Origin of the sequence: Corallococcus sp. AS-1-6 (assembly GCF_020037015.1) — a bacterium.
GTDB lineage: Bacteria > Myxococcota > Myxococcia > Myxococcales > Myxococcaceae > Corallococcus.
On record NZ_JAIQDE010000012.1, the window covers coordinates 92,756 to 117,565 of the forward strand.

Consider the following 24,810-nt stretch of genomic DNA (forward strand, 5'->3'; position numbering starts at 1 on the left):
TGAACATGACCCCACCGAGGACCGCCGGAAGGCCGCGCCTCAGTTCGCGGTGAACGTCGTGTCGTTGCGGTACAGCAGCGTCTGGGACCAGTCCGCCGTGTAGACGAGCGTGTCCACGCGGCAGGTGCCCGCGCTCAGCGACGTGGGGCGGGTCATACGTCCCGCCGCGCACTTTACAGCTTACGTGTCAGCAAGGACCAGGCGGGCTTCGCTGTCCGTGGGCGCCCGCCGATATGCGCCGGGCCCCACGCCCCAGTGGCGCTTGAAGGCCTTGCTGAAGGCGGGCCCGCTTTCGTAGCCGGCGCGCTCGGCGATGGTGTCCAGGCTGTCAGTGGATTCGCGCAGCCAGCGCGCGGCGCGGATCATCCGCCAGTGGGCCAGGTAGTGCAGCGGCGTCTCTCCCACCAGCGCGTGGAAGCGCGCGGCGAACCCGGAGCGGGACACCCCCACGGAACGGGCCAGCCGCTCCAACGTCCATGGGGCGCCGGGCTGCTCGTGCATCAACGCGAGCGCGTTCCCGATGGCCGGGTCCGCCAGCGCCTTCCATCCCGCCTGCCCCGCGCCTCCGAGCGCCGTCTGGGCCCGCAGCGCATGGACGAGCAGCACGTCCGCCAGCCGGCCCAGCACCAGCGCGCTGCCGGGCCCCGGAAGGGCGGTCTCCGCGGTGATGAGCTGCACGCTCGCGGCGAGCGAGGGCGTCCCCTGCCCCTCCTGCGTGGACAGGCGGATGATGGAGGGGAAGGCCCTCAGCAGCGGATGCGACGGGTCCGCGCCGAACTGGAAGCAGCCGGTGATGAGCGTGGTGAGCGGCCCGGTGCCCCCCAGCCGCGCGGCGGGTGGGCGGAGCCGTTGCGCCGGGACGAAGTCGCTCGCGGCGGGGGTGCGGCGGCCGCCGTCATCCAGCACGTGCGCGGGCGCCCGGGGCAGCAGCACCACGTCTCCGGCGGACAGGAACACCGGCTTCGCCGCGCCCTCCACCTGGAGGCGCAGGCTCCCACGCGCCACCACGTAGAAGGAGGCGTTGGCCTTGCGGGGCAGGCGCACCGCCCAGGGCGCGCCCAGCTCGAAGCGGCCGAAGAGCAGCGTCTTGAACCGCAGCGTCTCCAGCACGTCGGAGACCACGTCGGTCTTCCCGTCCGGAGGCATTGGACTTTGAGACAGTTCTTTTGGACGCGGTGACATGGAGCGTCCATAACGAGCGGCCTATTCCTGGTCCATCACCTCTTGCTGGAGGCCGCACATGGACCACACTTCCCCTGACCTGTCCCGGCTGATGGACGCGCACCTCGCGCTCATCGCCACGGACGTCGAGCGCTGGCTGGCGCTCTTCGCGGACGACGCCGTCGTCGAGTTCCCCTACGCCCCCTCGCTCGGCAGGCCGTCGCGGCTGGAGGGCATCGAGGCCATCCGCGCCTACTTCGCGCCCATCACGAAGCACTTCCAGGGGCTCACCTTCACGGACGTCCGGCGCTACCCGGGCGTGGATTCAACGACGGGTTGGCTGGAGGTGCACGGCACGGCCACGTTGCAGCCCGGGAACGTCCCCTACGAGCAGGACTACGTGATGCGGGTGCAGGTGCGGGACGGCCGCATCGTGCACTACCGCGAGTACTGGAACCCGCTGGCCGCGCCCCGCGGCACCTTCGAGTCCTTCACCCGGCAGCAGGCATGACGCGCATCCTCGTCATTGGAGCCGCTGGCAACACGGGCCGCCCCATCGCGCAAGGGCTCATGGCGGAGGGCTTCACGGTGCGCACCGCCACGCGCGATGCGCGACCGCCCACCGCCGCCGGGCACGTGCGCTTCGACTGGGCGGATCCGTCCACGCACGAGGCCGCGTTCGAAGGCGTGGACCGGCTGTATGCCCTGGCGCCCGCGCTGGTGGAGGACCCGTCCATCCTGATGACCTCCGTCCTGAAGCGCGCGCTGGCTGGCGGCGTGCGGCGGGTCGTCCTGCTCTCCTCGTCCGTCGTTCCAGAGCAGGGCCCGGGGCTGGGGCAGGTGCACCACTTCCTGCGCACGCACGCGCCAGAGTGGGCCGTGCTCCAACCGTCGTGGTTCATGCAGAACTTCATCAGCCCCGGCCACCACCACGCGGCCAGCCTCCAGCGCGACGGCGCGCTGGTGACGGCCACCGGCCAGGGACGGGTGGGCTTCGTGGACGCGGCGGACATCGCGGCGGTGGGCATCCGGGCGCTGGCGGATGCGAAGCCGCACGACACCGCGCACGTCATCACCGGGCCCCAGGCGCTGAGCTACGACGACCTCGCGGCCATCCTGTCCCGGGTGGCGGGCCGCTCCATCCGGCACGTGCACGCGACGCCCGCCGAGGCCCAACGGCACCTCCAGGACTCCGGCATGCCGGAAGTCTACGCGCGCTTCCTCACGCAGCTCGACATGCTCATCCGCGACGGCGCGGAGGACCGCGTCACGGACACCGTGCTCCGGGTCACCGGACGGCCGCCTCGGGACTTCGAGTCCTTCATCCGGGCCCACCCGGACGTCTGGCGTTGAGTCCGCGCCCTCAAGGGAGACGCGCCACCGCCCGGGCGACGGGCGGCGGCGCGGACGGCTCAGGTGCAGGTCTTCGGATAGCTGGAGTTCGGCAGGCAGACCTTCACCTGCCCACCGTTGCAGCCGCACCAGTTGGACGTGCACTGCGAATCGCTGGTGCACGCCGTCCAGTTGGCACACTGCTTCGGATACGTCGAGTTCGGCAGACACACGCGGGTCGTGCCCCCGTTGCAGCCACAGCGATTGGAGGCGCAGTCCGAGTCTCCGCTGCACGACGCCCAGTTGGGCTGCAACTGCGACTCGATGCTGCCCACCTCCACGTCAGACGTCGTCTCCTCCGGCGCCATGTCCATGCCGCCGCACGCCAGCAACGGCAACACCAACAAGACCAGGAACAGGCTTTGACGCTTCATCACATCGCCTCCATGCAGGGGTGATGTCCCAGCTCGCCTGGGATTGCGATTGCCGGGACGCCCAATCCCTACCAACAGCAAAAATACGAGTCAAAGCCGCTTAATCCGATTTAATTGCGGCTAACGGTCATCTGGGGACGTCCCGGTGACGCATGGGGACTGCCGTGCACTCCGGGCGGGCGGGCCCACCAGGGCATTGCCCCGGGCAGGGCATTGCGCCTATGGGAGGGGCATGGCTGACGTGCCTCTTACCGCAGCGGACTTCCCGCCCCCTTCCGTCGAGGAGTGGCGCCGGCTGGTGGACAAGGACCTCAAGGGCAAGCCCTTCACGGTGCTCCAGTCCCCCCTGGAGGGCGGCCTGTCCCTCCAGCCCCTCTACACGCCCCAGGACGCCCCGGCGCCCTCCGAGCCGCCCGGCGTCGCACCCTACGTGCGCGGCACCCAGCCGCTGGGCCACACCGAGGGCGGATGGCTTCTTTGCCAGGAGTACGCGGGCCCGGACGTGGCCGCGACCGCCGGCGCGCTCCGCGAGGACCTGGAGCGCGGCACCCAGGGCGTGTGGCTGCTCCTGGACGCGCCCCACGGCCTGGACGTGAAGGACGAGGCCACGCTGGAGCGGCTGCTCCAGCACGTGCCGCTGGAGCGCACGCCGGTGCACCTGGAGCCGACCGCGGACGTGCTGCGGCCCGCGTCCCTGCTCCTGGAGGTGCTGGCGAAGAAGGCCGGCGCCGCGAAGCAGGCCCTGCGCGGCAGCCTGGGCATCGACCCCATCGCCGCGCTCGCGCGCCACGGCGCCGCGAAGGTGGACGCGGCCCGCACGCTGAAGGAGGCCGCGCCCCTCGTCACGTCGCTGCTCAAGGACGCGCCGGGCCTGCGCGCGCTGCTCGTGTCCTCGCGCCCCTGGGCGGACGCGGGCGCCACGTCCGTGCACGAGCTGGCGTGGACCCTCGCCACCGGCGTGGAGTACCTGCGCGAGCTGGAGCGCGCGGGCGTGACGCCGGGCGAGGCCGCGCGGTCCATGCAGTTCGCCCTGTCCGTGGGCGGGCAGTTCTTCCCGGAGATTGCCAAGCTGCGCGCGGCGCGGCTGCTCTGGTCCAAGGTGGTCGCCGCTTCGGGCGGCGCGCCGGAGTCGCAGGCCATGGCGCTGCACGCGCGCACGGCCAGCGCCACCAAGACGCGGCGCGACCCGTGGGTGAACATCCTGCGCGGCACCGCGGAGTCCTTCGCCGCCGTCGTCGCGGGCGCGGACAGCGTCAGCACCGCCCCCTTCGACGAGCCCCTGGGCACGCCCGACGAGCAGAGCCGGCGGCTGGCGCGCAACACGCAGCTCATCCTGCGCGACGAGTCCAGCCTCAACCGCGTCGCGGACCCCGCGGGCGGCAGCTACTACCTGGAGCAGCTCACCGGCGAGTTCGCCCGCGCGGCCTGGGCGGAGCTCCAGCGCATCGAGGCGCTGGGCGGCATCTCCCGCGCCATCGCGCAGGGCGACGTGGCCCGCGTCCTCACGGAGACGCGCGCCGCGCGCGACAAGGCCGTGCGCACGCGCAAGCTCCCCATCGTGGGCGTCAGCGAGTTCCCCCACCTCCACGAGGCCCCCGTGCAGCGCGAGGCCCGTCCGGCGGCGCCCGCTCCGGCGGAGGGCGCCGTCACCCCGCCCCAGCCCTTCCGCGTGGCGGAGGCCTTCGAGTCCCTGCGCGACGCGAGCGACCGCTACCACGCGGCGCACGGCGCCCGTCCTCGCGCCTTCATGGCCAACCTGGGCACCGTGGCGGAGCACACCGCGCGCTCCACCTGGATTGCCAACGTGCTCGCCGTGGGCGGCATCGAAGCCGTCGAGCACCACGGCTTCGCGGACGCGAACGCCGCCGCGGAGCTGTTCGCGAAGGCGGGCACGACGCTCGCCGTCATCTCCGGTCCGGACGCCCTCTACCCGGAGGCCGTGCCCGCCTACGTCGCGGCCCTCAGGGCGAAGGGCGCCCGCACGGTCGCCGTCGCGGGCCGCCCCGGTGACCACGAGGCCGCCTTCCGCGCGGCCGGCGTGGACCTCTTCCTCTACGCGGGAGCGGACCTGTTCCAGCTCCTGAAGACGCTGCACACGCACCTGGGAGTGGCCTGATGCGCCCCACCGTTCCGGACTTCTCCCGCGTCGCCTTCGACGCCCCCGAAACCCAGACGCCCGCGTCCGTGCTGGAGCAGCAGCGCGCGAAGGCGAGTGAGGCCACGCGCGCCGCGGAGGCCTGGGACACGCCCGAGGGCATCCCGGTGAAGCCGCTCTACACCCACGCGGACCTGGAGGGCGTGGCGCACCTGGGCTCGCTGCCGGGCCTGCCGCCCTTCGTGCGCGGCCCGTACTCCACCATGTACGTGCAGCAGCCGTGGACGGTGCGCCAGTACGCGGGCTTCTCCACGGCGGAGGCGTCCAACGCCTTCTACCGCCGCAACCTCGCGGCCGGTCAGAAGGGCCTGTCCATCGCGTTCGACCTGGCCACGCACCGCGGCTACGACAGCGACCACCCGCGCGTCGCGGGTGACGTGGGCATGGCGGGCGTCGCCATCGACTCCATCAAGGACATGCGCATCCTGTTCGACCGCATCCCGCTCGACCAGATGAGCGTGTCGATGACGATGAACGGCGCCGTCCTCCCCGTGCTCGCGCTCTACGTGGTCGCGGCCGAGGAGCAGGGCGTGAAGCCCGAGCAGCTCAGCGGGACCATCCAGAACGACATCCTCAAGGAGTTCATGGTCCGCAACACGTACATCTATCCGCCCGGCCCCTCGATGCGCATCATCGGGGACATCTTCAAGTTCACGGCGGAGCGGATGCCGCGCTTCAACAGCATCAGCATCAGCGGCTACCACATGCAGGAGGCCGGCGCGACGCAGGACCTGGAGCTGGGCTACACGCTCGCGGACGGCGTGGAGTACGTGCGGGCGGGGCTCGCCGCGGGCCTGGGCGTGGACGCGTTCGCCCCGCGCCTGTCGTTCTTCTGGGCCATCGGGATGAACTTCTTCATGGAGGTGGCCAAGATGCGCGCGGCCCGCCTCCTGTGGGCCCGCCTCATCAAGGGCTTCAATCCCAAGAGCGACAAGAGCCTGGCGCTGCGCACCCACTGCCAGACGTCCGGCTGGAGCCTCACCGCGCAGGACGTCTACAACAACGTCGTGCGCACCTGCGTGGAGGCCATGGCCGCGACGCAGGGCCACACCCAGAGCCTGCACACCAACTCGCTGGATGAGGCCATCGCGCTGCCCACCGACTTCAGCGCGCGCATCGCCCGCAACACGCAGCTCTACCTCCAGTTGGAGAGCGGCACCACGCGCGTCATCGACCCGTGGGGCGGCAGCTACTACGTGGAGCGCCTCACCCACGAGCTGGCCCAGAAGGCCTGGGGCCACATCCAGGAGGTCGAGGCGCTGGGCGGCATGACCCAGGCCATTGAAGCGGGCCTGCCCAAGCTGCGCATCGAAGAGGCCGCCGCGCGCACGCAGGCGCGCATCGACTCCGGACGCCAGGCCATCATCGGCGTGAACAAGTACCCGCCGGAGCGCCCGGACAACATCGAAATCCTCAAGGTGGACAACTCCGCCGTGCGCGAGGCGCAGATTTCCCGCCTGCGCGAGCTGCGCGCGGAGCGCGATGGCGAAGAGGTCCGCCGCCGCCTGGACGCGCTCACGGAGGCGGGCCGCCGCAACGAGGGCAACCTGCTGGCGCTGGCCATCGACGCGGCGCGGGCGAAGGCCACCGTGGGCGAGATCAGCGACGCACTGGAGAAGGTCTTCGGGCGCTACGAGGCCACCGTGCGCGGGGTGACGGGCGTGTACTCAGCGGAAGCAGGACAGGCGCAGGGCATCTCCGAGGCGCGGGCGAAGGCGGATGACTTCCTGGCGCGCTTCGGCCGCCGGCCGCGCATCCTCATCGCGAAGATGGGCCAGGACGGCCACGACCGCGGGCAGAAGGTCATCGCCACCGCGTTCGCGGACCTGGGCTTCGACGTGGACATCGGGCCGCTGTTCCAGACGCCGGAGGAGTCCGCGCGCCAGGCGGTGGAGAACGACGTGCACGTGGTGGGCGCGTCCTCGCTGGCCGCGGGCCACCTCACGCTGGTGCCGCAGCTCAAGCACGCCCTCAAGGCCCTGGGCCGCGAGGACATCATGGTCGTGGTGGGCGGCGTCATCCCGCCGCAGGACTACGACGCGCTCCGCGCCGCTGGCGCCGCCGCCATCTTCGGCCCCGGCACCGTCATCGCGAAGGCCGCCATCGAGCTGCTCGACAAGCTGGCCGCCGAGCAGGAGGCGGCGTGAAGCTGCTGCCCGCGGACACCTACGTGGACGGCGTGCGCGCGGGCGACAGGGCGGTGCTCGCGCGCGCCATCACCCTGGTGGAGAGCGAGCACCCGCGCCACGCCGCGCTCGCGCAGGAGGTCCTCACGCGGCTGTTGCCCCACACCGGCAAGAGCCGCCGCGTGGGCATCAGCGGCGTGCCGGGCGTGGGCAAGAGCACCTTCATCGACGCGCTGGGCATGCACCTGGTGGGAAGCGGCCACAAGGTGGCGGTGCTCGCCATCGACCCGTCCAGCAGCGTCACGGGCGGCAGCATCCTGGGCGACAAGACGCGCATGTACCGGCTGGCGCGCGAGCTGGCCGCGTACATCCGCCCCAGCCCCTCCAGCGGCACGCTGGGCGGCGTCGCGCGCAAGACGCGGGAGACGCTGCTGCTCTGTGAGGCCGCCGGCTTCGACGTGGTGCTGGTGGAGACGGTGGGCGTGGGCCAGTCCGAGACGGTGGTCGCGGACCTGGTGGACTTCTACCTGGTGCTGATGCTCGCGGGCGCCGGGGACGAGCTGCAGGGCATCAAGCGCGGCATCCTGGAAGTCGCGGACATGGTGGCCATCAACAAGGCGGACGGCGACAACCTGCCGCGCGCCACGCGGGCCCGCGCGGAGTACCGCGCCGCCCTGCACCTGATGCGCCCCGGCGCGGAGCCGGTGGTCACCACGTGCAGCGCCATGGAGGGCACCGGCATCGACACGCTGTGGGCCTCCGTGGAGGACGTCGTCGCCCGGCGCGAGGCCTCCGGCGAGCTCCAGCGCCGGCGCACCCAGCAGCAGGTGGGCTGGATGTGGGCCATGGTGAACGACGGCCTGCGAGCGGCCCTGCGGGCGCACCCCGAGGTGTCCGCCCTGGTGCCGGAACTGGAGCAGGCCGTACGCGAAGGACGCGCGACGCCCACCTCCGCCGCACTGCGTGTGCTGGGCGCGTTCCTGCCGCAATCGCAGCCCTGACGAGGCGCGTTGTCCAGAGGGCAACGCCTGTCTCAATCGCTTGCCGGGCATGCACCGCACTCCTAGTGTACGCCCGTGCGACACCCCCAACCGAACACCGCTCCCCAGCCGTACCGGCCCCGCCACCACGTCCGTATCGTCACGGCCGCCAGCCTCTTCGACGGACACGACGCGGCCATCAACGTGATGCGCCGCCTGATGCAGTCCTCCGGCGCGGAGATCATCCACCTGGGCCACAACCGGTCCGTGGCGGAGATCGTCGACTGCGCCATCCAGGAGGACGCCCAGGGCATCGCCCTCACGTCCTACCAGGGCGGCCACGTCGAGTACTTCAAGTACATGATCGACCTGCTGCGCGAGCGCGGCGCGAACATCAAGGTGTTCGGCGGCGGCGGCGGCACCATCCTCCCCACGGAGATTGAAGAGCTGCACAAGTACGGCGTCGCGCGCATCTATTCCCCGGACGACGGCCGCGCCATGGGCCTGCAGGGGATGATCGACGACCTCATCTCCCAGTGCGACTTCGAGAAGCGCCCGTCCGACTTCAAGGGCCTCCTGAAGCAGCCGCTGCCCCGCGAGCCGGAGCGCATCGCGTCGCTCATCACCATCGCGGAGAACTTCGCGGACGCGGGCGAAGCGCTGCGCGCCGCGCTGAAGACCGCCGTCGCGGACGCCCCCCGGGTGCCCGTGCTGGGCATCACCGGCACGGGCGGCGCCGGCAAGTCCAGCCTGGTGGACGAGCTGGTGCGCCGCTTCCTGGCGGACTTCCCCGACAAGACGCTGGCGGTGCTCTCCGTGGACCCGTCCAAGCGCAAGTCCGGCGGCGCGCTCCTGGGCGACCGCATCCGCATGAACGCCATCGACAACCCGCGCGTCTACATGCGCTCGATGGCCACCCGCCAGAGCAACCTGGCCCTGTCCCGGCACGTCGCCCACTCGATTGAGGTCTGCAAGGCGGCGGGCTTCGACCTCATCGTCGTGGAGACCTCCGGCATCGGTCAGTCGGACACGGAGATCACCGAGCACTCGGACGTGGCGCTCTACGTGATGACGGCCGAGTACGGCGCGGCGACGCAGCTCGAGAAGATCGACATGCTCGACTTCGCGGACGTCATCGCCATCAACAAGTTCGACAAGCGCGGGTCGCTGGACGCGCTGCGCGACGTGAAGAAGCAGTGGAAGCGCAACCACAACGCCTTCACCCTGGCGGATGACGCGGTGCCCGTGTACGGCACCATCGCGTCGCAGTTCAACGACCCGGGCATGAACACGCTCTACCGGGCGCTCATCGACGCGCTGGTGAAGAAGACGGGCGCGAAGCTGGACAGCCGCTTCCAGCTCACGCCCGGCATGAGCGAGAAGAAGTGGATCATCCCCCCGGAGCGCACGCGCTACCTGGCGGAGATCGTCGACGCCTGCGAGTCCTACGACGGCTTCGCGCGCGCCCAGGCCGCCATCGCCCGGCGCATGTACCAGTTGCACGGCACCATCCAGGCCCTGCGCCAGAACGTGGGGAAGAAGAAGCTGGAGATCGTCGAGCCGAAGGACGCGGCCGACGTGGTGCAGGTGACGGAGCGCGTGGAGGGCGAGCCCGCGTACCTGGGCGACCTGGTGGCGCTGTACCAGGACCTGGAGAGCCGCCTGCACGCGGACTGCCGGCGCCTGCTGGCCGAGTGGCCCGCGACGAAGAAGCGCTACGCGGCGTCCAAGTACCAGTTCCAGGTGCGCGACAAGGTCATCGAGCTGGATCTCATCTCGGAGACGCTGTCGCACCTGCGCGTGCCCAAGATTGCCCTGCCGAAGTATGAGGACTGGGGCGACATCCTGACGTGGCTCTTGCGGGAGAACGCGCCGGGCGCCTTCCCGTTCACCGCGGGCGTCTTCCCGCTCAAGCGCGAGGGCGAGGACCCCGCGCGCATGTTCGCGGGCGAGGGCGGCCCGGAGCGCACCAACAAGCGCTTCCACTACGTGTCGCGCGGCCTGCCGGCGAAGCGCCTGTCCACGGCGTTCGACTCGGTGACGCTGTACGGCGAGGACCCGGACCACCGGCCGGACATCTACGGCAAGGTGGGCAACTCGGGCGTGTCCATCGCGAACGTGGACGACGCGAAGAAGCTCTACTCCGGCTTCGACCTGGCGGACCCGTCCACGTCCGTGTCCATGACCATCAACGGCCCGGCGCCCATGCTGCTGGGCTTCTTCCTCAACGCCGCGGTGGATCAGCAGTGCGAGAAGTGGATCCGCGCCAACGGCAAGGTGGAGGAGGTCGAGAAGAAGATTGAAGCGCTCTACCGGGAGCGCGGCCTGCCGCGTCCGCGCTACCAGGGCGAGCTGCCCCAGGGCAACGACGGCCTGGGCCTGCTGCTGCTGGGCGTTTCGGGTGACGAGGTGCTGCCGGCGGACGTCTACGCGAAGATCCGCGCGTCCACGCTCCAGGCGGTGCGCGGCACGGTGCAGGCGGACATCCTCAAGGAGGACCAGGCGCAGAACACCTGCATCTTCTCCACGGAGTTCGCCCTGCGCGTGATGGGCGACATCCAGCAGTACTTCATCGACCAGAAGGTGCGGAACTTCTACTCGGTGTCGATCTCCGGGTACCACATCGCGGAGGCCGGGGCGAACCCCATCTCCCAACTGGCCTTCACGCTGGCCAACGGCTTCACCTTCGTCGAGTACTACCTGTCGCGCGGGATGCACATCGACGACTTCGCGCCCAACCTGTCGTTCTTCTTCTCCAACGGCATGGACCCGGAGTACGCGGTGCTGGGGCGCGTGGCCCGCCGCATCTGGGCCAAGGCCATCCGGGACAAGTACGGCGGCAACGACCGGTCGCAGAAGCTGAAGTATCACATCCAGACGTCGGGCCGTTCCCTGCACGCGCAGGAGATTGCCTTCAACGACATCCGCACCACGCTGCAGGCGTTGCTGGCGCTCAACGACAACTGCAACTCGTTGCACACCAACGCCTACGACGAGGCCATCACCACGCCCACGGAGGAGAGCGTTCGGCGGGCGCTGGCCATCCAGTTGGTCATCAACAAGGAGTTCGGCCTGTCGAAGAACGAGAACCCGAACCAGGGCTCGTTCATCATCGAGGAGCTGACGGACCTGGTGGAGGCGGCGGTGCTCAACGAGTTCCGCGCCATCTCCGAGCGCGGCGGCGTGCTGGGCGCGATGGAGCGCATGTACCAGCGCTCCAAGATTCAAGAGGAGTCGCTCTACTACGAGACGCTCAAGCACGACGGGACGCTGCCCATCATCGGGGTGAACACCTTCCTGGACCCGAAGGGTTCGCCCACGGTGACGCCGCCGGAGGTGATTCGCGCGACGAAGGAGGAGAAGGACTACGCCATCACGGCGCGGGACGCCTTCTGGAAGCGCAACGCGAAGACGGCGCCCGCGGCCCTGGAGGCGGTGCGCCGCGCGGCCCTGGACAACGGCAACGTGTTCGGCGCGCTGATGGACGCCTGCAAGGTGTGCACGCTGGGCCAGTTGTCCCGCGCGCTGTACGAGGTGGGCGGCCAGTACCGGCGCAACATGTGATGCGAGCGCCGCGGTCCCGGGCAGGTGTCCCGGGACCGCGCCAGCCCTTCGCACACCCAACCCCTCTCAGTACGGGCTGGACGTGGGGCGGATGATGATTTCGCTCACGTCCACGTCCGCGGGCTGGCTGATGGCGTAGCGGATGGCGCGGGCGATGGCGTCCGCCGGGATGGCGTCCTTGCGGAACTCGCGCATGTACTCGCGCGACGCCGGGTCGCTGATGCTGTCCGCCAGCTCCGACTGGGTGACTCCCGGCGAAATCACCGTCACCCGGATGTCCGCGCCCACCTCCTGGCGCAGCCCTTCGGAGATGGCCATCACCGCGAACTTCGTGGCGCAGTACACCGCCGCCGTCGGGCTCACCGCGTGCCCGCCAATGGAAGACAGGTTGATGAACTGCCCTGACTTCTGGCGCTTCATCACCGGCAGCCCCGCCGCGATGCCGTGCAGCACGCCCCGGATGTTCACGTCGATCATCCGGTTCCACTCGTCCAGCTTCAGCTCCTCCAGCCTGGACAGCGGCATCACCCCCGCGTTGTTGATGAGCACGTCCAGCCGCCCGAACTCCTTCAGCGTGAAGGCCACGAAGCCCTCCACGTCCTCGCGCTTCGTCACGTCCAGCGGGCGGTGACGCGCCTCGCCGCCCTTCGACCTCAATTCGCCCGCCAGCGCCTCCAGCCGGTCCGTGCGGCGCGCGCCCAGCACCACCTTCGCCCCCTGGCTGGCGAGCAGGCGGGCTGTCGCCTCGCCAATGCCGCTGCTCGCTCCCGTGATGGCCACCACCTTGCCCTGGATGTCCGTCGTCATCGCGTTCGTCCTCTCTTGAAGGCCCGGCGCGGAAAAAGGGCGCCGGGGACGAGGACACCCTCTCAAGGAGCGCGGCGATGGCGATATCCGGATGCTCGCGGACTCTTGCCCATTCCTGCACGAGCACCCATCTCCGGCAGGAGTTAGAACGGACGCGCATGCCGAGCGACCCGAGCCCGCACCTGTCCGAGCTGGCGACCCTCCTGGAGCGCCACACGCCCACGGACGGCATCCACGCCACCGCCATCCCCCGCGTGGTGCTCATCCGCGCCTCCCAGCCCTCCACGCCCCTGCACGCGCTGCAGGAGCCCGCGCTGTGCATCGTGGCGCGGGGCCGCAAGCAGGTGCTGCTGGGGGAAGAGTTGTATGTCTATGGCCCGGACCAGTGCCTCGTCGCGTCCGTGGACCTGCCCGTCACGGGACAGGTGGTGGAGGCCTCCGCCGACGCGCCCTACCTCTGCTTCCGGTTGGACCTGGAGCCCGGACAACTGGGCAGCCTGATGATGGAGGCAGAGCTGGAGGCGCCCGGCCCCACGGACACGGTCCGGGGCCTGGCCCTGGGACCGGTGGGCGCGCCGCTGCTGGACGCGACGGCGCGGCTGGTGCGCCTGTTGGATACGCCGCGCGACATCCCCGTGCTCGCGCCGCTCGTCATCCGGGAAATCCTCTACCGCCTGCTGTCCGGTGAGAACTCCGAACGGCTGCGGCGCATCGCCGTGGCGGACAGCCGCCGCGAGTCCGTCACCCGCGCCATCCACTGGCTCAAGGAGCACTACGCCGCGCCGCTGCGCATCGAGCGGCTGGCGCGCGCCGTCCACATGAGCCCGTCCGCGCTCCACCACCACTTCAAGTCCGTCACCGCGATGAGCCCGCTGCAGTACCAGAAGCAGCTCCGGCTCCAGGAGGCCCGCCGGCTGATGCTGGCCCAGGCCATGGACGCGGCCATGGCCGGCCACTCCGTGGGCTACGAGAGCCCGTCCCAGTTCAGCCGCGAGTACAGCAGGATGTTCGGTGCACCACCTTCGCGTGACATCGCGAGGCTGCGGGAGTCGCTCGGCTCCGCCCCGGCGGCGGTGCGCTAGTCCCTGGGGCCGATGGCGGCCCCAGCGCATCGTTTCCACGTTGTGCCCCCCTTCCGAGGCCAGCGCCCCGGAAGGCATCCCTGGCGGGAGGGGCGCGATGTCATCTGGTGAAGGCGGAGACTGGGGACTGAAGCACGCGGCGGCACAGCTCACCGCCGGGGAGCTGGAGCAGGTGGCCCACGAGGAGCCGTTCCGGGACTCCGCCCTGCCCCCCTCGGGCAGCGCCGTGCGGTTCCTGCGCGTGCACCTCATGCGCATCGCGGGACACCTGGGCGAGCTGCACCTGCCGGACTTCAAGGAGGTGGTGGGCCACGCGCTCCAGGCCGTGGACGGCGCCACGCCCCTGGTCTTCGTCGCCCAGCTCCGGGAGCGGCTCGCCTTCGAGCGGACCAGCTCGCGGCTCTACGCGGGCCTGCTGGTGAAGACGCATGCCCTGGGCAGCTACCCGGGAGGCCCCACGCCGGAGCGGCTGGTGGAGCTGCACAACCAGGAGCTGGACCACCTGAACCTCATCCGCGAGTGCATCTACCGGCTCGGCATGGACGCGCCCCAGTTGACGGCGCACGGAGACAGCGCGGATCCGCGCCCCCATGGGCTGCTCCGGGCCGTGGACGACCCGTGCGCCACGCTCGCGGACGCGCTGCGCGCGGTCCTCATCTCCGAGATCCTCAACAACGCCGGCTGGGCGATGCTCGTGGACCTGGCCCAGGAGCTGGGGCCGCCCGACCTGGTGGACGCGTTCCGCGAAGTGCTTCGCGAGGAGACGCTCCACCTGGAGGAGGTCACGGTCTGGGTCGCCAACCTGCCGGACGACGTCCGCGCCGCCGACGCGCGGGCCTCCGCCAGTTGAGGTACGTCAGCGGGCCACGGGCCGCCTCCGGGCGACGCGCTCCCGCACGGTGGCGATGAAGGCCGGCTTGTCCGCGCTGCCCTTCACGCCGTCGAAGTCCAGGTCCAGGTTCTCGGCGACGGCGCGGAGGTATTCCAGACAGGGCTCGTCCGGGGGCGTCTTCCCTTCCGCGAACAGCGGATGACAGGTGGGGCAGTAATTGACCACCCAGACGCGCTCGCCCTCTGGAATCTCCAGGGAGACGGGGCTGCCGTCGCTCACGTCTTCGTCATACGGCTCGATACACCAGACGCCCGTGGCGTCATCATCGTCCATGAGCAGTTGGCGGTAGTTGAGGCTGGGGACGAACTCCCACTCGCCCCAGTCGTAGCCGAAGGCCTGCGTCCGCGTGCGGCGGGCGCGGCCCCGGGCCTCCTCGAAGGCATCCGCGTCCTCCGGCGCCCCGTCGGCTGCGAAGAAGAACAGGTCCAGGAGGGCCTCGTCGTTGCCAAAGCCCTCCTCCTCGCACTCCTTGCCGGTCTTCTCACCACACACGAACGACGAGGGAGGACCGCAGACGCTGCATCGGTAGTCGTGGACGCCCATGGTTCGAGACTACCAGCCGCGGCCGCGCGGCTCAGTCGTCGTCATCGTCGTCGTCTCCGACGCCGTCCAGCCAGTCGCCATCCTCGGTGTAGAGCCGGTCGGTGATGTTGAAGGTGCACGTCAGCTCGCCGCCGTCCTCGTAGCGATAGACGAACCGGCCCTGGGCCTGACCGTCTCCGTGCAGCAGCCGCTCCAGCGTCAGGGTTCCCTCCACCGGGACGCCGGTGACGGACGGATAGCCCTCCTGGCCCGGCCCGGTGAAGGCGCCCCATTCGAGGACCCGGGACGTGTCCTCGGCCACCAGCACCTCGCCCTGCCGCAGGAGCTTCGCGGTCCACGCCCCTCCGGCCACCGTGGGTGCTCCCGGTATCACGATGTTCACGCCGAAGAGCGGGAGCTCGGGGGCACCGTTTGGCGTGTACGCCAGGTGGAGCTGCGTTCCCTGGGTCCCGTCGTTGTGGACGTACGCGGACATCACGGAGTTGTTTTCGATGGGCCACGCGATGCTCTGGGCGCCGTACGGCCCGCGGCATTCGCCCTCGGGCTTGGGGACGGAGTCACAGGCGGTGGAGGACAGGGCGCACGCCAGCAGCGGCAGCGCGGTGCGGAACAGGGGTCGGAACATCCGCCCATCCTAACCAGGGAATCCCGTCAGAAGCAGGAGGGGCCACGGAGGCCACAAGGGGGCTCGGAGCCATGGGGCCGTCTGGGCTTGGGCCTGGACCCGCGGGAACGACCCACCGGGACGCGTGCCTCCGTATGAAAAGGCATGCGAGTCATGGACCTCCGCCGGACGCGGTCTCTGCTGGGCGCCCTGCTGTCGTTTGGCGCCGCCGCCTGTCACGGGACGGACGGGCCTGCCTCCCCGTGCGAGGACGCGGACTGCGCGGTGCCCGGACTCACCCGGGCGTTCGAGCAGGGCACGCCGTCCTCCCAGACACAGCCGCGCGCGGACTTCGGCGGCCTCAAGGTGCGGCGGGCCTCCGGACGCACGTTCGCGCTGGAGACGACGCGGGACGCGGAAGGACGGGACACCCGCCGGCTCACCGTGTCCGCGAGCGACGGCACGCGGCTGTGGCGGTTCGACGCCGAGGCCGGTGACCACCTGAGCGACTTCACCGTGCATCCGTCCGGGGAAGTCACGCTGGGCGTCGAGCGCACCGGCGCGACCGCGGACGCCTACGACCTGGTGCGCCTGTCCGCCGAAGGCCAGGTGCTGTCGCGGCGGCCCCTGCCCACGCCCGCGACGGTGCCCGGCGAGGACCTGGGAGGCACCCTGCCCTCCCCCGCGTTCCGCATGAAGTCGCCCTGGGTCCACGCCCTCACCGACGGCTGGCTGCGCACGGAGGCGCGCGGCGAGGACGTGGCCGTGGTCTTCCTGTCGCTCGTGACCATCCCGGAAGGCGGGCCCGCCACCCAGGAGCTGGCGTCAGGCCTGATGACGCTCCAATGGATGGACGGGCGCTACACCGAGCAGTGGACCCGCGTCGTCGACGGGCGCCACTCCACGCAGCCGGCCGCCTGGGCCTACGACGAGTTCCGCTGGCGCGAGGCCGCGCTCCGGCCGCTGCTCGCCGTGGACGCGGACGGGCGGCTGGTGGTGGGCCGCACCTGGAACAGCTCCCGCTGCCTGGCCTCCAGCCGCACGTTCAACGACTTCACCTCCGTGCACTGCCGCTCCGGCGACGACGTCACCACGCCCATGGACACCGAACGGCAGCCCTTCGCCGTGACGACTTTCACGCCGGTGGGGACGCGCATCGGGACGCACGTCTTCGTCCCCGCCCGGGCGGCGGAGTTCGTCGTCTTCGACATGGCGGTGCGCGACGGGGAGGTGGCGCTCGCGGGCACCGTGGTGACGGAGGGCCCGGATGGAACCATCGCCTGGTATCCGTCCGCGCCAGACGCGCAGGACCGGATGACGCCCTACGACGGCTACCTGGGCGTGCTGTCGCTCGACTCGGGCGCCCTGCGCTTCGAGCACCGCGTGGACACGGGCCGCGCGGACCACTTCTCCGCGCTGCGCTGGACGGCCCCGGGGTGGGCCGCCGTGGGCGCGTCCGGCTGGGACCGGTGGTACGGCGGGATGAGCATCTCGCGCGGCGCCGGGGCCCTGCTCGCGCTCGCGTCGCATAACGGCCAGACGGTGCGCACCCGGAAGGCCGGCCCCGAGGGACAGGGCCGACACTTCCACCTGCTGGGCGTGGACGCGGACGGGGACTCGCTGGTGGCGGTGGGGCTCGCGGAGGCGCCGATGACGCACTCCGGAGACGATGGCCACCCGGAGGCCATGACCTTCGGCGGGCTCACGGTGGAGCTGCGCTGAGAGCCCCCACGGGCTCAGTAGCCCGGCGACACGTAGCAGAAGTCAGACAGGTACGGGCAGTCCTGCGGGCAACTGGACGGCGTCTCTCCGTCGCAGCACACGCCGTCGCCGCAGACGGGGCCGAAGCCACAATCCTGCGGGCAGTTGAAGGCATTCTCCGTGCTGGGGTCGCAGGTGTAATCGCCGCAATAGCCGCCGGGGCTGCCGCAGTCCTGCGGGCAGTTGGATGCGTTCTCCGCGCTGGGGTCGCAATAGCTGTCACCACAGACGGCGCACAGCCCGGCGGAGGACGCGGACGCGAACCCCAGGGGGCTCACGTAGCAGAAGTCAGACAGGTACGGGCAGTCCTGCGGACAACTGGACGGCGTCTCCCCGTCGCAACACACGGAGTCACCACAGGTGGGCCCGCTGCCACAGTCCTGCGGGCAGTTGAAGGGGTTCTCCGTCGCGGGGTCGCAGATGAAGTCGCCGCAGGAACCGCACAGGGCCTTCTCCTGCCGCGCCAGCTCGGGCGCCGAGGCCTCCGTCTCCACGGCTCCTCCGCACGCCAGCAGCAGGCCCGACACCAGGGCCAGCAGCCCCGTCTTCATCACGTTCATCGTCTGTCTCCGTGTTTTTCAGCGTTTCCACCCTGAACGGGCTTCCGCTTGTTAATACGGTTCACGGATGGCGCTCAAAGGCGCGGGGAGCGCGGCGTACACTGCCGGGCATGACGACCTCCGCTTCCGACGCCTCGCGGCTCCTGGACCTGCTGTGGGAGCGCTACGCCTCTGAAGTCTCCTTCGCGCGCACCTTCGTGGCGCTGTCCGGGGGACACTTCCGCAACGACCACGTCGCGTTCCGCGCCCTCGCGCGGCCGGAGGGAGGCATTGCCCTCTTCTCCCGCGTGTTCGAGCGGCTCGGGTGGAAGCCGGCCGGCGCGTACACGTTCCCGGACGCGCACCTGTCCGCCATCTACCTGTCGCATCCGGACGGACTGCCGCGCGTCTTCCTGTCCGAGCTGAAGCAGGAGGAGCTGTCGCCGCGCGCCCGCGAGCTGCTCGCCGCGCTGCCGGTGGATCCGCCGCCTCCGGAGGACGTGGAGGCGCTCGCGGGGTGGTTCACGGCGCCGCCGCCTCCCGAGGAGGCCGCGCTGCTGGAGCTGGAGAAGGAGACGCAGTACGGCGCGTGGCTGCTGGCCTTCGGCCGCAAGGTGAATCACTTCACCGGCGCGGTGGACGACGTGGAGGCGTGGCAGCGGCGCATGCGCGACGCGGGCGTGCCCATGAAGGCGGACATCGAGGGCGCGCCCGGCACTTCGCTCCGGCAGACGGCCACGCACGCGGCCCCGCTGCCCCTGACGCTCCGGGGCGGTGGCACGCGCGCATGGCCGTACGCGTACTTTGAAATCGCCCAGCGCTCGGGAGGGTTCGACGGGTTCCTGGGGCCGCAGGCCCGCGCGCTGTTCGACATGACGAAGCGGGGCTGAGGCTCGCGGCCCGGGGGCGCTCAGGGGAGGGGTTTGGGTGCGTCCCCCGGACCGCGACGCCTCGTGAGACTAATGGCGGCCGCCGCCGCGCTCGCCACGGTCGGGCAGGCTCAGCGCCGCGCCGTCGAGCGTGCCGTCGCCGCACTCCGGACCGAAGGTGAGCACGTGGCTGGCGCCGTCCGCGGTGGTGCGCGTGAGCGTGCCGCTCGTGGGCCAGGGGCACACGTCGCGCGGCGGCCGGACGATGCCCGCCAGCGTCACGGTGCCCTGCGAGCCGTCGAGCGCGGTCTCCGTGTACGCGCCGTCGATGGTGCGCACCGGCGGCGTGTCCGTGGAGAACGCGATGGACAGCGAGCCCTCCAGCCGCACCGACTTCACCACCGTGCCGTCCGCGTCCGTGCGCGTGCGCGTCACGTCCGCCTGCGTGCTCTTGCGCCGGGGCGGAGCGCCGTCCACCAGCTCCGACGTGGAGGCGGTGGTGCCCTTCACGGTGGAGACCTCACCGTCGGAGTGGGTGCTGGAGACCTCGAAGGTGACGGTCTGGTTCTGGGTCACCGCGCCCGTGCAGTCCTCGGCGGCTTCGTACGCGTTCACGATGTCCACCGTGCCGCTGGAGGGCCCCCGCGGGCCCGGTCCGCCCGGCCTGCCGCCGCCGTCGAGGGACTGGCCGCGCACCTGCGAGCCCGTGCCGTCCTGCGGGGGAAGCGCGCCACCTCCGCCGGGCGGCTGTCCACCGCCACGGCCGGGGCCCTCGGGGCGCGTAGGGGGCGCGCAGTCCGTCCACTCCAGGTGCACGGTGGCGGGCAGCGTCTTGCCGCACACCTCCACGGTGGTGATGTCGGGGCTCGCGTCACAGTGGAAGCCTTCGATGGCCTGGGGGCGCAGCTTGTCCAGGCCGTGCAGGAGGCTGGACACCTCCACCGCGTCGCTCGAGTCCGACGTGGCCTCCACCGCCTGGGATACCTCCGACGTGGCGTCCAGGGTCGAGCCCTGCGACCCGCCGCAACCGACCGTCATGGTGCCCACCACCAGCGCGACTGCTCCCAGCCACTGACTGCCCCTGCTCCAGTGCCTCATGAGTGCGTGCTCCCTTGTCATCCGGTGCCCGGCCGCTGTCCGTACGCCCCGGTGAGACGAAATGAATTTCCGCCGTGTTCCCGGCAGGGGATTTCCCGTGGCTTTTTGAGCGTGCGCGGCGGCCGGATAGAGTGCCGCCGACCGTGAACGACGAGCTGCGCGCACTCATCCTCGAAGCCCAGGACGGCAGCGTGCGTGCCTTTGAGTTGCTCGTGTCCTCGCACCTGCCGCGCGTGCGCCGCTTCGCGCGGGCCTTCGCCGCGTCGGATTCGGACGTGGATGACCTGGCGCAGGAAGCGCTGGTGAAGGTCTACAAGAACCTGCGCTCGTTCCGCTTCCAGTCCGCGTTCCAGACGTGGCTCTATTCGGTGGTGCGCAACGCGTTCTATGACGCCACCCGCAGCCGCGCCGGCCGCGAGCGCACCCGCGAGGAGCCGCTGGAGCAGGAGCACGTCCAGGCGGCGTCGGACGCCGAGTCCGCGGATGCAGGGATGATGCGCGCCCAGGAGCGGGACCGGCTGTGGCGGGCGCTCCGGGCGCTGCCGCCGGAGTTCCGCACGGCGGTGGTGCTCTTCGACGTGGAGGGGCACACCTATGAAGAGGTGGCGGACATCGAAGGGGTGCCCGTGGGCACCGTGAAGTCGCGCCTGTCGCGGGGCCGGGCGCACCTGAAGGCCCTGCTGGCGGGGGACCAGGGCCCCGGCGGCCCGGAAGATGACGCGCGGGTGGGAACATCCGGGCAGGACATTTCGTCGCATGCTGCGAGGAGCAGGAGATGAGTGAGCCCGAGGACAGGGAGGACCGCGCGCTGCGCGAGCGTCTGGCGGCGCTGCGGGACGACGCGCCCGGGCCCGACTTCCAGGCCCTGCTCCACCGGAGGCTCGTGGAGGCCGGACCGCCCACACCGGCGTCGGGGTGGGATGCGGTGCGGGCTTTCTGGCGCCGCCGAGCGCCGGTGCTCTGGCCGGCGGTGGGCGTCGCCATGGGTGTGGCCACGTTCCTGGTGCTGGGGGCGGTGCGAGGCACGCCTGGGGTCCCGGGCACGGCAGCCGCGGGGATGGCGGCGCTCGAGCGGCCCGGCACGCAGGTGCCGGTGAGCAAGGTGGCGGTCATCAAGCTGGACTTCACGGCGGACGTGGCCGTGGAGCAGGCGGACTTCCAGGTGAGCCTGCCGGAGGGGCTGTCCTTCTGGGCGGACGGAGAGGAGTTGCCGCTGCGCTCCTACCAGTGGACGCAGCCCCTGAGCGCTGGCAGCAACGTGATTCCCATCGCGGTGCGCGGCCAGCGGCCGGGGCGCTATCTGGTGACGGCGCTGGCGCGCGCGGGCGACCAGCGCATCGAGCACGACGTGGTGCTGGAGGTCACGGGCGGATGAAGACGGGGTACTCGACACCGGCGCTCGCCGTCCTCCTCTGGTTGGGAGGCGGAGCCGCGCACGCCCAGCAGGCACCGGCCCCTCCGCCAACGGAGGCCGCGAGGCCGCCCGAGGCGCCCGTGCCGCCCCCTCCATCCGGAGCGCAGCAGGCGCACGTGCGCAGCTCGCACACGGTGGACGTCATCGCGCCGGGGGAACAGGTGGACACCATCCTGGGGCGCAGGAACGCGGAGCGCCCACCCCCGCCGCCCCGGGGAGACAGGGTCCGTCCAGCGCCGGGTCCGGACGCCCGGGGCCCTGCGGGAGGGCCGGGACATGACGGACGGCCCAACGGGTCGCGCCAGCCAGGGGATGAGGGCCGCATGCGCTCGCCGTCGCCCAGGACCGATGGAGCGCCACCGCCGCCCAATCAGCAGCCGCCCACGCAGCCCCACCAGGCACCGCGGCGCTGAACGAAGGCCTGTTGAGGAGCGCGGCACGCTGGCGTGCGAAGCCTGGACCTCTCCAGGAACAAGCCGTGCCCAAGAGCCGCGCTCGCGCCTCATGAAGCAGCAAGGAGCCAGGGGCGCCCCCCGCCCGAGGCGGTTCTCCAAAACCTGTCCGACAGTCGGACAGGTTTCCGCGGCTCGAATGGAACAGAGGTCCTCCAACCAGGTTGGCTGACGCGCCAGGTCCAAGGAGGGGACATCGGAGTGGCGGCCAGGAGTGCCACCCGCTTCGTCCAAACCTGTCCGACAGGTTCGCGCGATGCACCGCCAAGGAGGGCGTCCGCCACGCCCAAGCCTCTCCTTGTGGGCCGCGCAGCCCTCATGTCCGGAAGCCCCGCGCGGCCCAACCGGTCCGACAGTCCGACAAGCCCCCTCGGCCCGAATGAAGAGGCAGCGCCGTCCTGCCGCGGTTCACCCAAACCTGTCCGACTGTCCGACAGGTTGGTGCGGTTCACCGCCAAGGGGGCCGCCCCCACGGGTCTTCGACTCGCCGGCAGAGCGTCTCGGTGTTCCAGAACCTGTCGGACTGTCCGACAGGTTTCTGCAGTGCCCCCAAGGAGGGCGCACCCATGGGTCTTCGACTCGAGGGGAGAGCGTCGCTGTGCCCCCGAACCGGTCCGACTGTCCGACCAGTTGGTGCGGTGCACCGCCAAGGGGGCGGCCCCCACGGTCTTCGACTCGAAGGGAGAGAGTCTCGGCGCCCCTGAACCGGTCCGACTGTCCAACTGGTTGGGGCGGTGCGCCGCCAAGGGGGGCTCCCACGGAGGTTCTCGACTCGCAGAGAGAGCGTCCTGGTGCTCCAAACCTGTCCGACTGTCGGACAGGTTTCCGCGATGCATCCCAGGAGGGTTCTCGGCTCGCAGGGGGAGCGTCTCGGTGTTCCAGAACCGGTCCGACTGTCGGACCGGTTTCCGCGATGCATCCCAGGAAGGTTCTCGGCTCGCAGGGAGAGCGTCTTGGTGCTCCAGGACTGGTCCGACTGTCGGACAGGTTTCTACGGTGTGCCTCCAAGGGGCGCTCCGATGGAGGTTCTCGGCTCGGCTCTGGATGGACTTGGGCCTGGACTGGTGACTGGCGGGGCCGTTTGCACGGGATGGGTCTGTGCACACCGGTCCCTGCTCCTGTGCCTGCGGGGGCGGTGCGCCGCCCTCGCACCCTTGCGGGGAATGCGCTACGTCGCGATGCGTGTGGACGGGCCTGCTGCTTCTGGTAGCGCTCGCGGCCGGGGAGCCGCTGGAGGACGCGCGCGAGTCCTTCGCGGCGGGCCGGTATGCGGAGGCGGAACAGCAGGCACTCCTGGCCCCTTCTTCCGGCGCCTCGCTGTACCTCGCGGGCCTGGCCCGCTTCCGCCTGGGCCGCCCCGAGGAAGCGCTGGCGGCCCTGGATGCCGCGGGGCGTGCTCCGGATGCTCCCGAGCCCGACGCCTGGAACTTCAACCGGGGCGCTTGCCTCTATGCGCTCGGGCGCTTCGCGGAGGCCGAGGAGGCCTTCGCCCGCGTCCGTGAAGGGGCCCCGCTCGCTCGCGTGGCGTGGATCAACGCGGGCTTCGCCGCCTTCGACGCGGGCGCTCCAGAGCGCGCCGCGCAATGGGCGGAGCGCGCCTCGGCCGGTGCCTCCACGGAGGAGGCGCTGCAGGTGGAGGAGCTGCGCGCCCTGCTCGCGCCTCCCGTGAACGAAGGCGATGAGGCCTACCGACAGGGGCTCGCGTCCTTCGACGCCGGCCGCTTCGACGAGGCCCGTGCCCACTTCCTGCGCGCGGCGGAGCGACAGCCCGACTCCGGCAGGGCCCGGCTCATGGCGGGCGCGTCGGCCTGGCGCCTGGGCTTGCGCTCGGCGGCCCGCGAGGACCTCACCGCGGCGCTCGCGCTGACGTTGACTCCGGTGGACCGCGCGACGGCGCATCAGTACCTGGACCTGCTCTCCCACGGACTGCGCGCCAGCGGCCCGGGCCTCTGGGCCTCCGCGAGCGTGGGGCCGGGCTTCGACAGCAACGTGCTCCAGGTGGGCGTCGCCGCCCGCGACGTGTCCGGCGCGAACGCGGACGTGGTGACCGCGAGCGCCTTCGCCGAGGCCGGCGTGGGCCTCACCGCCCGCTTCCGCCTGTCCGACCGACTCTTCGCGGCCCTGTCCTACGGCGGCAGCCAGCGCGCCTACGCCGTCTCCTCCGTGCGGGACTACTCGCTCCAGCTCCACCGCGCGACGGCGTCCGCGGAGTGGGAGGCCGCGCGCAGGGTGCGCGTGGGGCTCCTCGCGGGCGGCGACATCTTCTTCACCGGCCTGGAGGACTTCCGGGGGCTCCAGGCCTCCGTCAACGCCAACGCGTGGCTGGCCTGGGACGAGACCGAACACACCCGCACGCGGCTGGACCTGGGGGTCGCCGGCAAGGACGGAATCGGAGAGGAGTTCGCCTACCTCACCGGTCCACGCCTGGACGCGACGCTGTCCCAGGAGTGGCACCTGGGCCCCGCGAACCTCACCGCGTGGTACCGCTACCGGCAGGACCGCATTGGCACGCTGGAGCAATCCTTCACCAGTGACGGCTCGGTCCTCCTGTCACAGACGTATGTCATTCCCTTCGGCTTCACGGGCCACGCCGTGGGCGCCTCCGGCCGGTGGCAACCGCGGCCCTGGCTCACCGCGAGCCTGGACGCGGACGTGGAGTGGCGCCGCTACCTGGACGACAACGCCCTGCGCGTCGTGACGGCCGGAGGAGACAGCGAGACGTGGAACGTCCGCCGCCGCCACGACACGCGCTTCGTGCTGATCCCCACCGTGAGCGCCCGGCTGTCAGGCCACCTGCGGCTCACCGCCCGCTACGAGCTGCTGGTGAACCGCTCCAACATCGACATGCGGCTGACGGACGACGACCCCGCCGCGTGCGAAGGCGCGGAGCACCTGTGCCACGCGTATGACGCCACGAACGGCAACTACGAGAAGCACGGGGTGATGCTCCAGCTCGAAGCCGCGTGGTGAGCCGGGCCCCCGCGTGTCGGCTCCGCG

General features: G+C 71.2%; 20 protein-coding genes. 13 read left to right on the forward strand and 7 right to left on the reverse strand.

All coding sequences use genetic code 11. The features are described from left to right. Positions 1-180: 180 nt before the first annotated feature. Positions 181-1,146, reverse strand: coding sequence for an AraC family transcriptional regulator (locus K8612_RS18395; RefSeq protein ID WP_223763212.1), 966 nt, complete (start codon positions 1,144-1,146; stop codon positions 181-183). A 94-nt stretch (positions 1,147-1,240) separates the two neighbouring features. Here K8612_RS18395 and K8612_RS18400 point away from each other — a divergent pair, with 94 nt between their 5' ends. Together K8612_RS18400 and K8612_RS18405 are read left to right on the forward strand one after the other, a co-directional pair. Beyond that, positions 1,241-1,672: a nuclear transport factor 2 family protein gene (locus K8612_RS18400; protein WP_223763213.1), complete on the forward strand. Its 432-nt coding sequence runs from the start codon at positions 1,241-1,243 to the stop codon at positions 1,670-1,672. Next, positions 1,669-2,514: an NmrA family NAD(P)-binding protein gene (locus tag K8612_RS18405; protein ID WP_223763214.1), complete on the forward strand. Its 846-nt coding sequence runs from the start codon at positions 1,669-1,671 to the stop codon at positions 2,512-2,514. The genes K8612_RS18400 and K8612_RS18405 overlap by 4 nt, the downstream gene beginning before the upstream one ends. 59 nt (positions 2,515-2,573) lie before the next feature. Here the strand turns inward: K8612_RS18405 and K8612_RS18410 are convergent, their stop codons facing one another. After that, entirely contained in the window at positions 2,574-2,927 is a 354-nt protein-coding gene (locus K8612_RS18410) for a hypothetical protein (protein ID WP_223763215.1), read from the reverse strand. 232 nt (positions 2,928-3,159) lie between these two features. Between K8612_RS18410 and K8612_RS18415 the strand changes: the two genes are divergently transcribed. From K8612_RS18415 to K8612_RS18430, 4 genes are all read left to right on the forward strand, one after another. After that, complete coding sequence (locus tag K8612_RS18415; RefSeq protein ID WP_223763216.1) at positions 3,160-5,043, forward strand: methylmalonyl-CoA mutase family protein; 1,884 nt, start codon at positions 3,160-3,162, stop codon at positions 5,041-5,043. Beyond that, entirely contained in the window at positions 5,043-7,229 is a 2,187-nt protein-coding gene (gene scpA / locus K8612_RS18420) for a methylmalonyl-CoA mutase (protein WP_223763217.1), read from the forward strand. Before K8612_RS18415 ends, scpA begins: the two co-directional genes overlap by 1 nt. Then, on the forward strand, positions 7,226-8,209 hold the full coding sequence (meaB, locus tag K8612_RS18425) for a methylmalonyl Co-A mutase-associated GTPase MeaB (RefSeq protein WP_223763218.1): 984 nt from the start codon (positions 7,226-7,228) through the stop codon (positions 8,207-8,209). The genes scpA and meaB overlap by 4 nt, the downstream gene beginning before the upstream one ends. Positions 8,210-8,284: 75 nt before the next feature. After that, complete coding sequence (locus K8612_RS18430) at positions 8,285-11,752, forward strand: methylmalonyl-CoA mutase family protein (RefSeq protein ID WP_223763219.1); 3,468 nt, start codon at positions 8,285-8,287, stop codon at positions 11,750-11,752. A gap of 66 nt (positions 11,753-11,818) precedes the next feature. On the opposite strand, the gene K8612_RS18435 is transcribed toward K8612_RS18430, so the two are convergent. Beyond that, a complete protein-coding gene (locus tag K8612_RS18435) occupies positions 11,819-12,559 on the reverse strand; it encodes an SDR family oxidoreductase (protein ID WP_223763220.1) in 741 nt (246 codons plus the stop codon). 158 nt (positions 12,560-12,717) lie between these two features. Between K8612_RS18435 and K8612_RS18440 the strand changes: the two genes are divergently transcribed. Both K8612_RS18440 and K8612_RS18445 read left to right on the forward strand, forming a co-directional pair. Continuing rightward, positions 12,718-13,641 (forward strand): AraC family transcriptional regulator, encoded by a 924-nt coding sequence (locus K8612_RS18440; protein WP_223763221.1) that lies wholly within the window; start codon positions 12,718-12,720, stop codon positions 13,639-13,641. Positions 13,642-13,738: 97 nt separating this feature from the next. Continuing rightward, positions 13,739-14,491 carry a ferritin-like domain-containing protein gene (locus tag K8612_RS18445; protein ID WP_223739046.1) on the forward strand — a complete coding sequence of 251 codons (753 nt, stop codon included), beginning with the start codon at positions 13,739-13,741 and terminating at the stop codon, positions 14,489-14,491. A gap of 6 nt (positions 14,492-14,497) precedes the next feature. On the opposite strand, the gene K8612_RS18450 is transcribed toward K8612_RS18445, so the two are convergent. Next, positions 14,498-15,076, reverse strand: a complete 579-nt coding sequence (locus tag K8612_RS18450) for a hypothetical protein (RefSeq protein ID WP_223739045.1) — start codon at positions 15,074-15,076, stop codon at positions 14,498-14,500. A 31-nt stretch (positions 15,077-15,107) separates the two neighbouring features. Further along, on the reverse strand, positions 15,108-15,701 hold the full coding sequence (locus K8612_RS18455; RefSeq protein ID WP_223739044.1) for a hypothetical protein: 594 nt from the start codon (positions 15,699-15,701) through the stop codon (positions 15,108-15,110). Positions 15,702-15,854: 153 nt separating this feature from the next. On the opposite strand from K8612_RS18455, the gene K8612_RS18460 reads away from it, so the two are divergent. Next, the gene (locus K8612_RS18460; RefSeq protein ID WP_223763222.1) at positions 15,855-17,402 is read left to right on the forward strand and encodes a hypothetical protein; all 1,548 of its coding nucleotides are present in this window, start codon (positions 15,855-15,857) and stop codon (positions 17,400-17,402) included. A gap of 14 nt (positions 17,403-17,416) precedes the next feature. On the opposite strand, the gene K8612_RS18465 is transcribed toward K8612_RS18460, so the two are convergent. Further along, positions 17,417-18,001 (reverse strand): hypothetical protein, encoded by a 585-nt coding sequence (locus K8612_RS18465; protein ID WP_223763223.1) that lies wholly within the window; start codon positions 17,999-18,001, stop codon positions 17,417-17,419. Positions 18,002-18,111: 110 nt separating this feature from the next. Here K8612_RS18465 and K8612_RS18470 point away from each other — a divergent pair, with 110 nt between their 5' ends. Then, the gene (locus tag K8612_RS18470) at positions 18,112-18,870 is read left to right on the forward strand and encodes a DUF1338 domain-containing protein (RefSeq protein ID WP_223763224.1); all 759 of its coding nucleotides are present in this window, start codon (positions 18,112-18,114) and stop codon (positions 18,868-18,870) included. A gap of 69 nt (positions 18,871-18,939) precedes the next feature. On the opposite strand, the gene K8612_RS18475 is transcribed toward K8612_RS18470, so the two are convergent. After that, entirely contained in the window at positions 18,940-19,947 is a 1,008-nt protein-coding gene (locus K8612_RS18475; RefSeq protein ID WP_223763225.1) for a hypothetical protein, read from the reverse strand. A 143-nt stretch (positions 19,948-20,090) separates the two neighbouring features. Between K8612_RS18475 and K8612_RS18480 the strand changes: the two genes are divergently transcribed. From K8612_RS18480 to K8612_RS18490, 3 genes are all read left to right on the forward strand, one after another. After that, on the forward strand, positions 20,091-20,726 hold the full coding sequence (locus K8612_RS18480; protein ID WP_223763226.1) for a sigma-70 family RNA polymerase sigma factor: 636 nt from the start codon (positions 20,091-20,093) through the stop codon (positions 20,724-20,726). Beyond that, a complete protein-coding gene (locus tag K8612_RS18485; RefSeq protein WP_223763227.1) occupies positions 20,723-21,322 on the forward strand; it encodes a hypothetical protein in 600 nt (199 codons plus the stop codon). Before K8612_RS18480 ends, K8612_RS18485 begins: the two co-directional genes overlap by 4 nt. A gap of 1,673 nt (positions 21,323-22,995) precedes the next feature. Then, complete coding sequence (locus K8612_RS18490) at positions 22,996-24,783, forward strand: tetratricopeptide repeat protein (RefSeq protein ID WP_223763228.1); 1,788 nt, start codon at positions 22,996-22,998, stop codon at positions 24,781-24,783. The last annotated feature ends 27 nt before the right edge of the window (positions 24,784-24,810 follow it).